General features: G+C 37.8%; 12 protein-coding genes. 9 read left to right on the forward strand and 3 right to left on the reverse strand.

From position 1 onward, the window contains the following. Positions 1 to 125 precede the first annotated feature (125 nt). On the reverse strand, positions 126 to 896 hold the full coding sequence (gene gloB / locus IQ246_RS07490) for a hydroxyacylglutathione hydrolase (protein ID WP_194001593.1): 771 nt from the start codon (positions 894 to 896) through the stop codon (positions 126 to 128). A 637-nt stretch (positions 897 to 1,533) separates the two neighbouring features. Between gloB and IQ246_RS07495 the strand changes: the two genes are divergently transcribed. The 9 genes from IQ246_RS07495 to IQ246_RS07535 all read left to right on the forward strand — a co-directional run bounded on the left by IQ246_RS07495 (position 1,534) and on the right by IQ246_RS07535 (position 12,362). Beyond that, positions 1,534 to 2,457, forward strand: coding sequence for an alpha-1,2-fucosyltransferase (locus IQ246_RS07495; RefSeq protein WP_194001595.1), 924 nt, complete (start codon positions 1,534 to 1,536; stop codon positions 2,455 to 2,457). Positions 2,458 to 2,612: 155 nt separating this feature from the next. Next, on the forward strand, positions 2,613 to 3,455 hold the full coding sequence (locus tag IQ246_RS07500; RefSeq protein WP_194001597.1) for a putative nucleotide-diphospho-sugar transferase: 843 nt from the start codon (positions 2,613 to 2,615) through the stop codon (positions 3,453 to 3,455). Between the two features lie 17 nt (positions 3,456 to 3,472). After that, the gene (locus IQ246_RS07505; RefSeq protein ID WP_194001599.1) at positions 3,473 to 4,636 is read left to right on the forward strand and encodes a glycosyltransferase family 4 protein; all 1,164 of its coding nucleotides are present in this window, start codon (positions 3,473 to 3,475) and stop codon (positions 4,634 to 4,636) included. 171 nt (positions 4,637 to 4,807) lie between these two features. Next, positions 4,808 to 7,057 (forward strand): ATP-binding cassette domain-containing protein, encoded by a 2,250-nt coding sequence (locus IQ246_RS07510; protein WP_194001601.1) that lies wholly within the window; start codon positions 4,808 to 4,810, stop codon positions 7,055 to 7,057. Between the two features lie 4 nt (positions 7,058 to 7,061). Further along, complete coding sequence (locus IQ246_RS07515) at positions 7,062 to 8,273, forward strand: glycosyltransferase family 4 protein (protein ID WP_194001603.1); 1,212 nt, start codon at positions 7,062 to 7,064, stop codon at positions 8,271 to 8,273. 205 nt (positions 8,274 to 8,478) lie between these two features. After that, positions 8,479 to 9,438 (forward strand): glycosyltransferase family 10 domain-containing protein, encoded by a 960-nt coding sequence (locus IQ246_RS07520; RefSeq protein ID WP_194001605.1) that lies wholly within the window; start codon positions 8,479 to 8,481, stop codon positions 9,436 to 9,438. A 3-nt stretch (positions 9,439 to 9,441) separates the two neighbouring features. Then, positions 9,442 to 10,416: an Npun_R2821/Npun_R2822 family protein gene (locus IQ246_RS07525; protein WP_194001607.1), complete on the forward strand. Its 975-nt coding sequence runs from the start codon at positions 9,442 to 9,444 to the stop codon at positions 10,414 to 10,416. A 4-nt stretch (positions 10,417 to 10,420) separates the two neighbouring features. Continuing rightward, positions 10,421 to 11,311 (forward strand): Npun_R2821/Npun_R2822 family protein, encoded by an 891-nt coding sequence (locus tag IQ246_RS07530; protein ID WP_194001609.1) that lies wholly within the window; start codon positions 10,421 to 10,423, stop codon positions 11,309 to 11,311. A gap of 16 nt (positions 11,312 to 11,327) precedes the next feature. Beyond that, positions 11,328 to 12,362 (forward strand): Npun_R2821/Npun_R2822 family protein, encoded by a 1,035-nt coding sequence (locus tag IQ246_RS07535; RefSeq protein WP_194001611.1) that lies wholly within the window; start codon positions 11,328 to 11,330, stop codon positions 12,360 to 12,362. A gap of 79 nt (positions 12,363 to 12,441) precedes the next feature. Here the strand turns inward: IQ246_RS07535 and IQ246_RS07540 are convergent, their stop codons facing one another. Together IQ246_RS07540 and IQ246_RS07545 are read right to left on the reverse strand one after the other, a co-directional pair. Continuing rightward, positions 12,442 to 12,816, reverse strand: a complete 375-nt coding sequence (locus IQ246_RS07540) for a hypothetical protein (protein ID WP_194001613.1) — start codon at positions 12,814 to 12,816, stop codon at positions 12,442 to 12,444. Between the two features lie 52 nt (positions 12,817 to 12,868). After that, positions 12,869 to 14,593 (reverse strand): AarF/ABC1/UbiB kinase family protein, encoded by a 1,725-nt coding sequence (locus IQ246_RS07545; protein WP_194001658.1) that lies wholly within the window; start codon positions 14,591 to 14,593, stop codon positions 12,869 to 12,871. Positions 14,594 to 14,899: the final 306 nt, after the last annotated feature.

Genomic DNA, 14,899 nt, shown 5'->3' on the forward strand with positions numbered 1-14,899 from the left:
TATCTGGGTGTAGCTGTCTCCCAAGTAGCTTTGCCTATACCCTAAAGCTTACAGATCGTAGCGAAAGGTTGGGTGCGATCGCAACTATTAGCGCCAGAAAAATCACAAGGCGTGTTGAGTCTTGACTAAAACCTGTCTTTCATCCCCCGTATCCAGGCAAAGGTTTGCACTGGATCGCTACTTTTGGCAGCTGATTGTAATGATGGCTGCTCCCAACGCAAAAAGGGATTGGTGCGCTTCTCCACTCCCAATAACGAGGGAATGGTGGCTTCTCCTCGGCTACGGTAGGCCTTCACTTCATCATAGCGCTTCTTGAGGTCGGCGTTGTCGCCATCCACAGTCATGGCAAATTGCAGATTTGTTAAGGTGTATTCATGGGCACACCAGATGCGCGTATCATCGGGTAGAGAGCGCAGTTTGCTTAAAGAGTCTACCATTTGCGTCGGTGTCCCTTCAAATAAGCGACCGCAACCGCCAGAAAACAGGGTATCACCACAGAATAAATCGCCGACACCAGCTTGCTTTGGGGGAAAGTAGTAAGCGATGTGAGCACGAGTATGTCCGGGAACGAAGACCACTTCAGCTATTCTGTCTGCAAACTGAACGCGATCGCCTTGTTGCAAAAACACCTGTTGTCCAGGAATTCTCCCACGATCTTCAGATCCCCCATAAACTTTCACTTCAGGGAATTGTTGAATTAACTGCTTATTACCACCCACATGATCGTTATGATGGTGCGTATTGAAAATCGCTACTAACTCAGCTTTTAATTCTGTCAGTTTCTTTAATACTGGTTCAGCCTCTGCTGGATCAACAACGGCGGCAATATTATCTTTGCTGTCGTGCAGTAAGAATATATAGTTGTCTGAGAGTGCTTCAAGACGTATTATCTGCATTACCTCTGCCTCAGTCGCAAATAGATGTTTGGTATTAATTAGCAATTCTCTGCTTCAGCAAGCAACAGGGTTACTAACAGCAGCTATATCAACTATTTATACTTTCCTCATTATACCTGTAACCCTCCATAAATCATGATAATGTTCAACCGTATTTTTACGGTAAATATACTTACGGAAAGTAAATTTTATCTGATTTTATCAGTAAGATTTCTCTAGGGATAACTGCAAATATAAAGTTAAATTTATTATGTTATTTTTCACTTTCATGATTTCAAAATTTATTGAGCTAAAGAAGAACTACATGTATTAACATCTAGCCAATTTAATGCTGTTTAGACTTTTGGATAGGTTTCTTTTTTAAACTAAAATTTGAGCAAAGTTATTCATCATGTTTTAAATTTTTGAAAAACTTAATAAACAAATAGGTTACTATAAAATCTTTAAAACATAGAATTTTATTCATAGTCAAAATCTGGTTATTAATATTATGAAAATAAATGTTTTTTAAATACAGTTTATGTGTATTTATTTTTTTAACACCTAAAGCTGAAATTTCACTAAAAAAATGATAACAAGCAGGAATGTAGCAGAAGATTTTATATAAAGTAAATATTTTTATAATTCACATCATCAAATGTTGGTAATATCAGCAAAATCTGGACAATTAGGCAATAGACTTTTACTTTCTGCTAATTTTATGGCTTATGCCATTGAAAATAATTTCACTGTTCTGAATCCAGCATTTGAAGAGTATGCTGAATTTTTTCAGTCAACAGCTAGAGATATTCTATGTCGCTACCCTACTGCCACATTTTCCATTCCTGGAAACAGTTTTTTACGTAAATATTACTATAATATTAATCGTTATTTAGCTGAGAGCAGACGCTTTAATACACTTGAAATTAAGCGTAATAAGCCATTCAATTGGAGTAACTCTAGTGTAGTAAATGAGATAAAACCAGGGGCTATAAATTTTTTCCAAGGATGGATGTTTCGTGGTGGATGGTTTGTAGATGATATACCGAATCTCCGAAAGAATGGGAAAAAAATTCGGGCTTATTTTCAACCTTTAAGGAAGTATCAGTTGAATATAGAAAAACTCATCTTAAAGATTCGCAGCCAGGCTGATACTATCATTGGAATTCATATTCGTCATGGAGATTACCAACAGCATCAAAATGGAATATTTTTTTATTCACCTGAAGAGTATTTAAAGGTAATGGAATCAGCAAAAGCACTATTTCCTAATAAAAAGGTAACATTTTTGATTTGCTCAAATCAGATCCAAGATAAGCATTATTTTCAGCATTTATCTTATGTCTATGGGAACAATCATATAATCGAAGATATGTATTCATTAGCAGAATGTGACTATATTATTGGCCCTCCCAGTAGTTATACTATGTGGGCATCATTTTACGGAGAACGACCTTTATACATGATTAGAGATATAAATAAAGCCTTAAGAATCCAAGATTTTGTTCACTTTTACGAATGGCAAGGAGTTTTCCACTATAACGAAGACTGGAGTAAAAGCGTCTGGGAATGGACACATTAAATCAGATATAGTAATCCGATTTGATTCGTGAACTGACTAGTAGAGACAGGGAATGAAGAATGGGGAATGGGGCATGGAGAAGAAGTAATAAAGATGTACTGAATTTTTTTCCGAAATCAAATATGATTCCTATATCAACCCTAAAGTATTGACTTATGGCAACAAAAACTAGAGGATTTATTACAATTTTAACAGGGCTTTATTCTTTTCAAGATTGCATTCATTTTTTAGCGGCAATTAGGAAATTTCATCATGAGCCTGTAATCATTTTAATTGACCATGTTCCTAAAGTTTTCTATCCTTTGCTTAAGGCTTTTAAAAATGTAATATTAAAGCCAGCCCCTGCAAACGAGAATACAGTTTTAGCATCACGACAAGCAAAATTAGCTCTATATGAAGCTTCTGAATTTGATCAAACAATTTACCTAGATTCCGATATTTGCTTACTTTCTGATATCAATGACGTGTTTGAGTATTTAGATGAATATGACTTTTTATTAACTGAGGATGTGCAACCTTCTATTGTTAAAGCAACCAATTTATTACGTGGAAAGCAACAAGAGCTTTTACCTAGTGTTTTGCCAATTTTGCAATCTATTGGTCTACCTTTAAAAGAAGATAGTGTGCAATATAATGGTGGTTTTATGGCTTTTCGTAAAACAGAGATAACTAAGGTATTTTTTCAGGAATTTAAACACTATTTTGAAATTGTTAAAAATAACCAAGATAAATTACTTTTAAAAGACCAAGGGGCTTTTGCTTCTGCGATCGCATCTGTACACCCTAAAATGAAAATACTACCGCCTACCTATAATTATCTCAGTAAATGGCAAGACGCTTATAATATCCAAGATGAAATTAAAGTACTTCACTGTACGTATCCTTACCGTCCTCAATATGCTAAAAATATTACTCGTTCTCTATATACAAGGGTTTTTGACAGATTCGCTCAAGTATTTTTGCCGAATCAAGTTACAAATCCTTGGCGCACTAAATAAAAATCAATGAAAAACTAGTGAAAAAATTTTCAAAAATATCACTGTTGGTTTCAGACTTATCAAGTGCGGCTATTCTGCGTGCATACCTGATAGGAATAGCCCTGATGAAGCTAGGGCTAGAAGTTGAAATTATGGGGTTTTTATTTGGAAAAAATTTGTATAGAAATTTACCATCAGAGTTAAATATTTATCATTTACCTGGCAAAAACTTTCCAGCCTTTTTTGGTGAAATGAGAAAACTTTTGCCCAAAATTAATGGAGATATAATTTATGCAATTAAACCACAAACAGCAAGTTTTGGAGTTGCCCTACTAAAAAAACTATATAGCCAAAAACCACTAATTTTAGATATAGATGATTGGGAACTTAGTTGGCATGGTGGTGATGACTGGCACTATCATCCTACACTCAAACAATTAGCTAGAGAATTATTAAAACCAGACGGCGCACTTAGAAATCCTTATCATCCTTTGTACGTGAAATGGATGGAAGGTTTAGTAAATCGCGCTGATGCTGTGACGGTGCATACTACATTTTTACAACAGCGTTTTGGCGGTACATTTGTTCCCAATGGCAAAGATATTTCCTTATTTGATCCTGCTCGATATAATCCTGAGTCCAGCAGAATTCGCTATGGTTTATCTGAATATCGTATCTTAATGTTTCCTGGTGCGCCAAGACCTTATAAAGGCTTAGAAGATGTTCTGATAGCATTAGATAAAATTAATCAACCAGACTTGAAACTAGTGATTGTGGGTGGCAGTCCTTATGATGATTATGATCAGCAACTTCAACAACAGTGGGGACGCTGGATTATCAAACTGCCAAAGTATCCAACTGATGTTATGCCTGATTTGGTAGCGGCTGCTCACATTATTGTTGTTCCCCAGCGAGATACCCTTGAAACTCGTGCTCAATTTCCTCTCAAGTTGACAGATGGCATGGCAATGGCTAAACCTGTATTATCAACCCGCGTTGGAGATATTCCAAAAATTTTAGGCAATACTGGTTATCTGGTTGAGCCTGCTTGTCCTGAACAAATTGCTGAACAAATTCAATTGATATTTCAAGATTTAGAGTCGGCGAACCAGCTAGCTCTCAAGGCAAGAGAAAGATGTGTGGAGCACTACAGTATAGAGGCTATGGCTTCGACGCTTAATTCAATAATTTCTCGGTTATAAATTGGAGGTAATTTATATGTAGAACTAATAAAAGCTACAGATAAGGGTATAACTGTGTTTTCAAGAATTTAAAGTATGAGATTATTTAGTTTTATTTGTTTGATGATTAGCTAATTTAGCAACTAATTGATGAATAATGTTAATTAATAAGCGAATAGCAAAAAAGAGCCAATGTCTACCAGAAAACTACTACTAAGATTTGCTAAACCATATCCAGGTTTGATTCTGTTAACAATATTATTAGGATTTTCTGGAGCTTTATTTAATGGGGTCAGCACAGCTCTAATTGTGCCAGTGGTTTTAAGAATTGTAGGGCAAGAAGTAGATTTAAGTCGTGCCCCTACTATTCTCAAAGCAATAATGTCTCCGTTTGAAAATATTCCAGTGAATTACCGCACGGCAGTAATGGCTGGAGCAATTATATTCATAATTATTTTAAAAAATTTAGCCGCTTATGCCAGTGCTTTAGCATCAAGCTCTTTAACACGATCGCTAACAGCAGATATGCGAGAAGCCGGACTAAGGTTGTTACTAGAAATTGACATAGATTATTACGCTAAGACAAAAGTTGGTGATTTAATTAATAGACTTGGTGGTGAAATCGGTCGTGCGGCAGGTGCTGTAGGGAGTACAGTCAAGTTAGGTATTTTAGGGATTACTATTTTAGTTTTTGTTGGGTTATTACTGTCAATTTCTTGGCAGTTGACGATTGCTTCAACGATTTTACTATCGTTAGTAACATTAATAAATCAGTATGCTATTTATCGTTCTAAAAAGTTTGGTAAACAGCTTAGTGATATGTCTAAAGCATATTCAATTACTGTACTGGAAACCCTGAACGGGGTTCGATTAGTCAAGGCAACTGGAAACGAAGAGAAAGAATATAAACGCATTAAAAAGCTAATCCGCGATCGCGAAAAAGCAGATTTTCAATCTCAGGTAAATTCGGCAGCGATCACACCTCTGAGTGAAGTTATGGGCATTACAGCTTTACTGCTGATTGTACTTTTAAGTAAAATCTTCTTTGCCAACCAGATTACTTCTCTTGCCCCTGTACTCTTAACATACTTATTCTTACTGCTGCGAGTGCTGCCATTAATTTCTGAATTAAATACTATTCGCAGCAACTTTGCGAGTACTGCTACCAGTGTGGATGTAGCTAGTGAGTTTTTGAGCTTAGATGATAAGCCATTCATGGGCAATGGTAAACTTCCCTACACCAAATTACAAGAGGGAGTGCGTTTTAATTCCCTTTCCTTTGCTTACCCCAGTCATGATAAGTTGGTGCTCCAAGATGTGAATTTATACTTACCGCATGGCACAACCTTAGCATTGGTAGGCGGTTCAGGTGCTGGTAAATCCACTTTGGCAGACCTTTTACCCAGATTTTACGATCCAACATCTGGCTGTATTACCATTGATGACACTGATTTGCGTGAGTTCGATGCTGTATCCCTGCGAAAGCGGATGGGCATTGTCAGCCAAGATACCTTTCTGTTCAATGATTCGGTAGGGAATAACATTGCCTATGGACGATCAGAAGCTACCGAAGATGAAATTATCACAGCGGCAAAGCGGGCAAATGCCTATGAGTTTATCAGTAAATTACCCCAAGGTTTTGACACCCTGATTGGCGATCGCGGCGTCATGTTGTCTGGTGGACAAAGACAAAGATTAGCGATCGCCCGCGCCCTGCTACAAAATCCAGACATTCTCATACTTGATGAAGCTACCAGTGCTTTAGATACCGTTTCCGAACGCTTAGTACAAGCTGCACTCGATGATCTCAGTCGCGATCGTACAACCCTAGTAATTGCTCACCGTCTTTCTACAGTCCAAAAAGCCGATCAAATTGCTGTATTAGATCAAGGATGTGTAGTAGAAGTAGGAACCCATGAAGAACTCTTGCAAAAAGGTGGTTACTACTCACGCTTATACTCAATGCAATTTGCTGAACAACCAGAAGCTATTGTCAAACGTAATCAAAGCTTGCTCCGCATTTCTCATGAAATTCGGACGCAGTTGAATTCAATGATTGGATTCCTACGTTTATTACTTGATGATATGGTAGACAATTCTCAAGAACGGCAGGAATTAATTGAAGAATCATACAAATCAGCTTGGAGAATTCTCAACACAATTGATGTTTTTGACGATGTTGTTAACATGCAATTGAAAGGTAAATTATTCTCAACTTATGAACAAAATCATAGCGTTTTAACCAGTCAATATGAAATATTTAATCATATTTTGATTGAATTTAAGATTGGTCTTAATCCTATACTTGGTTCTCTCCGTTCTCTAGCTGATAATTTGATATATACCCAAAAAGAACAGAAGGAATTAGTTAAAGAAACGTATGATTCTACTATCTACCTGCTAGATAACTTAGAAAAAATTGAGGATAAAATTACCGTATAAAATTATGAAAACTGCTAATTTAAAAAAACATTACATTTTTTTTATTGGTGAACAATTGCCCCAGCCAGAGGCTCACTTAGTACAGTCCACAAATGCAGCTAACGCCGCCGCTAACTTGGGATATTCAACAGTTTTGGTATACCCCGATAAACAATCAAGAGCTATTAACCTAGCTAATTTAGCTTCTCCTTTTCTACCTAAAAAAACTCCGACAGAACTTATTAAATATTACAACCTTAATGACAAGTTGAAAGTTGCTCCCTTACCAATGCCTTGGCCGATTGATCATTTTCAAAGCAAATTCACTGACTCTAACACCATTGCCACTAAGTACTATTTACCATTTTATATACTTCCCACTACCAAACTTGTCCATAGCCGCAACTGGAATTTTGTAAAAGCTGCCATCAAAAATGGCATTCCCGCAATTTACGAACACCATCATCACGAAGATAAGCTATTCGAGCCAGAAATTGTCAAAAGTCCGCTGTTTCAAATTGCTGTCACAGTTGTAGACGCCATCCGCGAAACCATGATTAAAAATGGCATTCCACCAGAAAAAGTGATTAAACTGCACAATGGTTTTAACCGCTTATTTATGCAGAGACAACCAGAAAAAGCCGCAGAATGGCGCAAAAAATTACTGAAAAATCAGCGATCGCATTTGGTAGTGTATGCAGGAGCGCTACAACAATTTAAAGGTATTGATGTACTAATTGACGTGGCTAGTGAAATGCCAAATGTGCAATTTGTCTGTGCAGGTGGTAAGTCAACAGAAGTCGAATACTATCAGCAATTAGCAAAAGAAAAGCAGGTTCAGAACATTACATTTTTAGGTTATGTTTTGCATCATGAGTTAGCATCTTTGCTACAAGCAGCCGATATTTTAGCTCATCCTCATTGTTCAGGAAAAGCAGCAACTTTTACATCTCCCCTAAAGCTGTTTGACTACTTCGCCTCTGGAACTCCGATTGTAGCCACGGAAATTCCATCATTAATTGAGTTTCAAGATACTAAAGCTATCGCTGCTTGGTGTGAGCCAGATAACCCTAGCAAATTCGCCGAATGTTTGAAGCGAGTTCTACAAACTCATCCCAAAAGAGTAGAGGGTTATCCAGATAGTGTTGAGTTTGTCAAGCAATTTTCTTGGGAAAATAGAGCGGCAAAAATCCTTAGTTACGTCGATACATCTCTACTTCCCCCACTTATTGCGTAATGAAAAATGGGGGAGATATAGTAATGCGATTTGATTCGTGAACTGACTCGTAGAGACAGGGGATGGGGGATAGGAAAAAAGGGAGTTTAGAGGTGTACGCAGTCTTTTAAAAAATCAAATAGGAATCCTATAAAAGGAGTGGAAGAGTAGCAGAATAACTATTGACAAATGACAAAGAACAAATGACAAATAACTAATAAATAAAATGAATATAAAAACTGTAGGTATGATTAGCAGCTATCGAGGTTTAGAAACTAGAGGCGATTGGCTGTGGCAACAAACCCCAAATCAATTTGGAATTTGGGGCAATATGCAAATGTTAGCACTAGCACCAAAACCAGATTTTTTGATGATGTATCAGTTTGATTTTCCCAAAACATTGCCACATAAATCTTGGTTAGATAATTTTCGCAACCCGCAGCAAGCATCAGAATTAAACATCGATTCTCTATTGCGTAATGTCAATAAAGAGCGAATTATTTATTTACTCAGAGAACCACCTTTAGATGAAATTGTACAAATAAACAATCATAATTATCAACAAGCTCAGAAGTATTGTGGCTATGTTTCTGGCCCTGATGATTTTGCTCCTACTCCTGACTATATGCCTGCTATTTGGTATCACTCAAATACCTTTCAAGATTTAAATGAAATGCCATGTCCTCAAAAAGTTGCTCCATGCAGTTGGATTACTTCAGGAATTAGCCGTACAGCTAACCACCGCCAGCGTTTAGACTTTTTGCAGTCTATACAATCAAGTGAAATTAAGTTTGATTTGTATGGGCGGAACTTACCCGTATGGGCGAAAACATTAGGAGAACTTAGTAATAAGTGGTATGGGATGGCGCCTTACTACTACAATCTATCAATTGAAAATTATGCTGATAATAATTGGTATGTAAGTGAGAAACTTTGGGATAGTTTGCTTGCTTGGTGTCTACCGATTTACTATGGTGGCTCGGCTGCTGATAAATTGTTGCCACCTGGTAGTTTTTTAAGATTGCCTAGTTTAGATGAAAAAGGCGTTGCTTATATCCAAGAAGTGACCTCTACACCTGATGCTTGGTATGCTGCCAAGGATGCGATCGCAGAAGCACGTCAAATTATATTACACAAATTAAATCTGCTCAACTGGCTATCAAATTTTGTTACTCAACACTCATAAACTATGGATGGTATTTGTACGCTTGGGAATGATTATGTTTTTGATCAACTGGTTGCTTTACTCAACAGTATTGATGTGATATTGGGCAAAGAAATTCCTGTTTGCATCTATCCTTTTGATGACCAAATACAGCGGATTATTGATGAAATAGCTCAGCGTCCTAATGTATTTATTTACGATAATCAAGAATCAATCAACCGCTGGGATAAATTTATGTTAGAGGCTAGTCCTGCTAGCATGAACAAGAATAAGTACAGAATTTATGGTGGTCATCGACGCTTTTGTGCATTTGATGGCCCTTTTGATAGATTTGTCTATCTCGATGCCGATACTCTAGTGATGAATTCACTAGATTTTATTTTTGAAAAATTAGATGAATACAACTGTGTTGTTTATGATTTCCAGTTTAAATATCCAGATAAAGTTTATAACATCAATTCAGATAAATTATTCCAAGTTTTTGAAGAAAATCGGATAAAAACTGAAATTTTTTGCTCAGGATTTTACGCTTCTAAAAAAGGGCTATTTGACCAATCTAAACTAGAACAATTGTTATTTTATTTGAAAACTGGTGAGAGAGAAATACTCTATCCCACAGGAGATCAGCCAGTTCTGAACTATATGTTTATGAGGTCTGGTATACCAGTTTACAACTTTGCTCATCATTTACCAAATAATCAAGTTACAGGCTGTTCTGTTACTTCTAAACATTTTGAAGAACAAGATAGAATTCTTTATGATAAAGGGACTCGATTAACTTATCTGCATTATATTGGTATTCCTCCTAATATTAATCAAGCAGTTTGTGCTGGAGAAAATATTGAGTTTCCCTATCGAGATTTATTTCTCTACTATCGTTACTTGCATGAACCAGAGAAGCGTCCAGTCTTTAACAATCCTCCTAAGCGTTATGACGCTCCACCACCGAGTTTACTTACAAGAACGTTGCGAAAATTAAAGTTAATTAATCAAGGGTAATCCTATGAGTCGAGGAATTTATATAGTTGCCAATGACCGTGTTATTGATAATGCGATCGCTTTACTCAATAGTATTCGTCACTATGACCCAGAAGTGACCGTTTATCTCATTCCTTTTAATGATAACTATCACAAAGTGGCAGAGCAGCTTGCCGACTTACATAATGTACAAGTTTTCCCAGATTTAGAATTTCTTGAGAACTTAACTAAACGCATAGGGGAAATTTTTGATCGAGATTTCCTCGCATTACCTAATAAAATGCGTAAACTAGTGGCATGGTTTGGGCCTTTAGATGAGTTTATTTATATTGATACTGATATTGTCGTTTTTGAAAAAATCGCTGACAATTTAGACAAGCTTTCAAAAGTCGATTTTTTTTGTTGCGATTATCATCATGCTAACGAAAAGCTACGGAATGTTTTTTCCCCATTTGTACAAGAACGACAAATTTTTTCAGATGCTCAATTAGAAGACGTTTTCAATAGTGGCTTTTGGGCTTCTAGAAAGGGAGTTATTACCGAGCAACAGATGGATGAAGCTTTACGCGAGTGTGCAATGCATCGCGAATATTTCGATTTTTCTGAAGGTGTTACAGACCAACCTATTCTGAATTATCTTGTTCTCAAGCTGATTGCTAAACGTGGGAATCTCGTCAAAATTCCTGGGGGTGGGCCTGGTAGTTGGGCAGGTTCGCGAAATTTTCAACAGCAAGATTACGCTCTTTATGACCGAGGACAAAGACTAAAATATCTCCACTGGGCTGGTACGCGGATTAAAATTGGTAGTCCTTATTGGCAATTATGGGAACACTATCGTTACCTTCATGAAGGGAAATTTGCCTTCATTCCAAAATTGACTCGCCGTTTATTTCCTTTTGTTTTTGCCCGAACTTAATATTAGGAGTATCCCGATGACCGATGGTATTTATATCCTAGGTAATGATGTAGTTTATGACCAAGTAGTTGCGTTGCTCAACAGTATAGAAGCTAATGCTGGTAGGAAAATTCCTATTTGTATAATTCCATATAATGAACGATTAGATAGAGTACGAGAAGAGATTGCAGCTAGAGATAATGTCACTTTATTTGAAAACTCTGCTGCCATTTTTTACTGGGATAAATTTGCAACCCAGATATGGAAAAATTATCCAAGGGCACAAAAAACTTGGCGAGAGTGGGGCTTTTCTCAACTCTATGAGTTACCGATGCACCGCAAATTTTGTGCTGTGGATGGGCCCTTTGATAAATTTATTTATTTTGATGCAGATACCTTGTTAATGGGGCCGATAGATTATGTATATGAAAAGTTAGATAGTTATGATTGGGTAGTAAATGATTTTCAGTATAAGTCTGACTTGAAGTACATTTTTGATGGTTCACCAGAGCTTCTACAGCAAGTTTTCAATCAGGAAAAATTGCAGTCTCAAATATTCTGTGCTGGTTGGTTTGCATCTAAAAAAAATATTTTTACTCAGATTATGGTGACAGATATCCTCAGTAAATTAGAGGCTGGTGAAGCTGATGTAATGGCTTTAGTCGCACCTGACCAATCTGTATTTAATTACATGGTATTGAGGAGTGGAATTTCATATTATAACTTTGCTTACCATGACTCGGAGAAAGCGACTGGTAATCACTGGAGTTCTAAATTTGATGTGGTAGATAATGTCCTCTACGACCAAGGACGGCGGCTGACATATCTGCACTATATGAGTATCGGTGCATCAAACTTTACTCAACTTTGCGCTGGTGAAGATGTCAACGTTCCATACAGAGACGTGTTTTTGCATTATCGGTATTTAAAATCGCCAGAACAAAGACCTCAAAGTTTTAGGCTTGAGAGTCCGTTAATACGTCTACAAAAGACTACTAGCAGTTTTATTCAGCAAAAAGTTAACAATATTAAGCTTAACTATCGTAACTTCAAGGATAGAATCACTCAATAAACTTTATCCCCTTGTGGGTGGAGTTTTTCATCCCTTTGACTCTTTAACCTTCACATTTTTACAACTTCTGTAATAAGTCTTATGAAAAAGAATCTAAATCTAAAGATTGCATTCCTCGGCGTTCTGCAAAAGTTAGCATACTTCCCAACTGCAACCAAATTAACAAACAAGTAAGCAGACTAACAGGCAAACCTACTCCTAAAGCTAACAAGGAGGGAAAGCCAAATATCTCTAAACCTGAAGAAAGAAATAGACAAACACCGCCAGTTATACCAATAAATGGCACAACCAATTGTTTCAACGCAGAACGCGGTTTAGTAGTTTCGGTACGCTCGCTTGACCATTTTTGCACAATTACTTTCAAAGTACCTGATAGCGCTAGACCAGAAGTTAATGCTGCCAGAAATCCAACAAGTAACAGAAAATAGGGCGGTTGCAGAGGAAAATAGTACATTAAAACTCCTGATTGATATTAAAACAAGATATGCTGTGCAAATTTTGATATTTTACTTTTTAATTGCTGACTGATTTTCTGCAAAAGGCACGAGGAAAGTAGCTTTTGGTAAAATAGCTGCTGCGCCTTCTCTAGATAAATCACCTAAAAGCCCGATCGCTAAATTTAATAAACGATTCGGTTGTAAGTCATCTTTAACCAGGTTCCACAGACGTTGGACTTCTTCAGTGTGGAGGCGGTCATCTTCAGTGATAGCTAGCACAAATTGTCGTCTGAGAAACTTGCCTTCATCTGACATCAAATATTGGAACCCCATCTGTGCTGTGGGCAATACATCAAAATTACCATCAGTACGAGCGATCGCAATCAAATTTTCTAACCGCTGCCACTGGAATTTACCATTTTTGAATAACACATTTAGTAATCGCCGCCGCAAATCGGGCGATTCCCCTGTTAGCAACCGCCGTGCTATGTATGGATAACCTACCTCAACAATTTTAAAATCCGGGTTGAGGCTCAGAGCTATACCTTCCTGCGTCACCAATGAACGAATAATCAAAGCAAACTTTGCCGGTACTCGAAAAGGATATTCGTACATCAGTTCCGAGAATTCATCGGTAATAGTTTTGAAGTTAAAATCTTTGACATTTTTGCCAATGGCACTTCCCAGCACTGCTTCCAATGCTGGCACAATTGGGCAAATATTTGTGTCTGGAGTCAGAAAGCCTAGCTTAACAAAGTCTTCGGCTAAGTCTGTGTAGTCTTTATTTACAAGATGCACTAAGGCATCCACCAGCGTTTCTTTGGTTGTTTCCTCCAATTGATCCATCATACCGAAGTCGATGTAAGCCATCCGACCATCGGGTATGGCGAACAAATTACCGGGATGGGGGTCAGCATGGAAGAAGCCGTGTTCCAACAGCTGTTGCAAACCTGATGTCACGCCAATTTGGATGATCGCCTCTGGGTCTAAACCTGCTTCCCGGATACGTTGAGTATCTGTCAACTTGAAGCCGTTAATCCATTCCAGGGTTAAAACGTGAGTATTGGTATAACGCCAGTAAATAGCTGGAACTTTGACTTGCGGATCGTCGCGGAAGTTACTAGCAAATTTTTCGGCGTTGCGGCCTTCATTGATATAGTCTATTTCTTCAAATAATTTAGTCCCAAACTCGTCCACAATTAAAGTTAGGTCGTGACCGAGATTGAGAGGCAACAAAGGAGCTAGCCAACCTGCTGCCCAACGTAACAGATACAGGTCGCGTGTGAGAGTCGGGCGTAAGTTGGGGCGTTGCACTTTCACTGCGACTTCTTCGCCACTCACCAGACGCCCACGGTAGACTTGACCCAAACTAGCAGCCGCTACTGGCGTTGGCGAAAGTTCGCTAAAACTTTCGTGAACTGGGCGGCCTAGTTCAGCTTCGATCATTTGGTAGGCGATCGCACTATCGAAAGGTGGTAACTGATCTTGCAGCTTCACCAGTTCTTCTAAGAAATCTTTGCGGATCAGGTCAGGGCGAGTGGAGAGGGCTTGACCAACTTTAATAAAAGCAGGGCCGAGGCGGGTGAGCAGTTCTCGCAACTGGATAGCTCGTTTACCCTTGTTCTGCTCAATTTTATCTTGCCATTCGTCCCACTTGAGACTGAATGTAAATCCTGCAAAAGACCAGATAATTCTCAGCACTCGCCCCCAAGCTTGCCAGGGACGGTAACGATAGTAACGAGCGATCGCGTCTGGATTATATTGCTTTAGCTGAGCAGGTTGATACTGACCCACGCCTTTATTTGCCTCTTTGACTGGGAATTTTACACTTTTGTTTGTTTGTCTCCCGACTAGCAAGCTGTTTGCAAGTGCAGGATAGTAATAGTCTTTCATCTCAAGCAATTAGAACTCAACCCCTTTGAGGATGATGTTCGAGGCTATTTTTGCCTATATTAATTGCTGAGATTTGTCTATCTTTTTCTTAATTATACTTTATAAAACTACAACTACTTATCTAAGTTTTTGATGATTTTATTTTTTCTTAACTATTATTTATATAAATATAAAATTTTCCTATGTAAAAGCATCGTAATGAGGATG

Origin of the sequence: aff. Roholtiella sp. LEGE 12411 (assembly GCF_015206995.1) — a bacterium.
Classification (GTDB): domain Bacteria; phylum Cyanobacteriota; class Cyanobacteriia; order Cyanobacteriales; family Nostocaceae; genus Komarekiella.

Bases quoted from the DNA above. Each gene is read 5' to 3' on its own strand.
- gloB (WP_194001593.1), bottom strand. From the start codon at position 896: ATGCAGATAATACGTCTTGAAGCACTCTCAGACAACTATATATTCTTA.
- IQ246_RS07495 (WP_194001595.1), top strand. From the start codon at position 1,534: ATGTTGGTAATATCAGCAAAATCTGGACAATTAGGCAATAGACTTTTA.
- IQ246_RS07500 (WP_194001597.1), top strand. From the start codon at position 2,613: ATGGCAACAAAAACTAGAGGATTTATTACAATTTTAACAGGGCTTTAT.
- IQ246_RS07510 (WP_194001601.1), top strand. From the start codon at position 4,808: ATGTCTACCAGAAAACTACTACTAAGATTTGCTAAACCATATCCAGGT.
- IQ246_RS07515 (WP_194001603.1), top strand. From the start codon at position 7,062: ATGAAAACTGCTAATTTAAAAAAACATTACATTTTTTTTATTGGTGAA.
- IQ246_RS07520 (WP_194001605.1), top strand. From the start codon at position 8,479: ATGAATATAAAAACTGTAGGTATGATTAGCAGCTATCGAGGTTTAGAA.
- IQ246_RS07525 (WP_194001607.1), top strand. From the start codon at position 9,442: ATGGATGGTATTTGTACGCTTGGGAATGATTATGTTTTTGATCAACTG.
- IQ246_RS07530 (WP_194001609.1), top strand. From the start codon at position 10,421: ATGAGTCGAGGAATTTATATAGTTGCCAATGACCGTGTTATTGATAAT.
- IQ246_RS07535 (WP_194001611.1), top strand. From the start codon at position 11,328: ATGACCGATGGTATTTATATCCTAGGTAATGATGTAGTTTATGACCAA.
- IQ246_RS07540 (WP_194001613.1), bottom strand. From the start codon at position 12,816: ATGTACTATTTTCCTCTGCAACCGCCCTATTTTCTGTTACTTGTTGGA.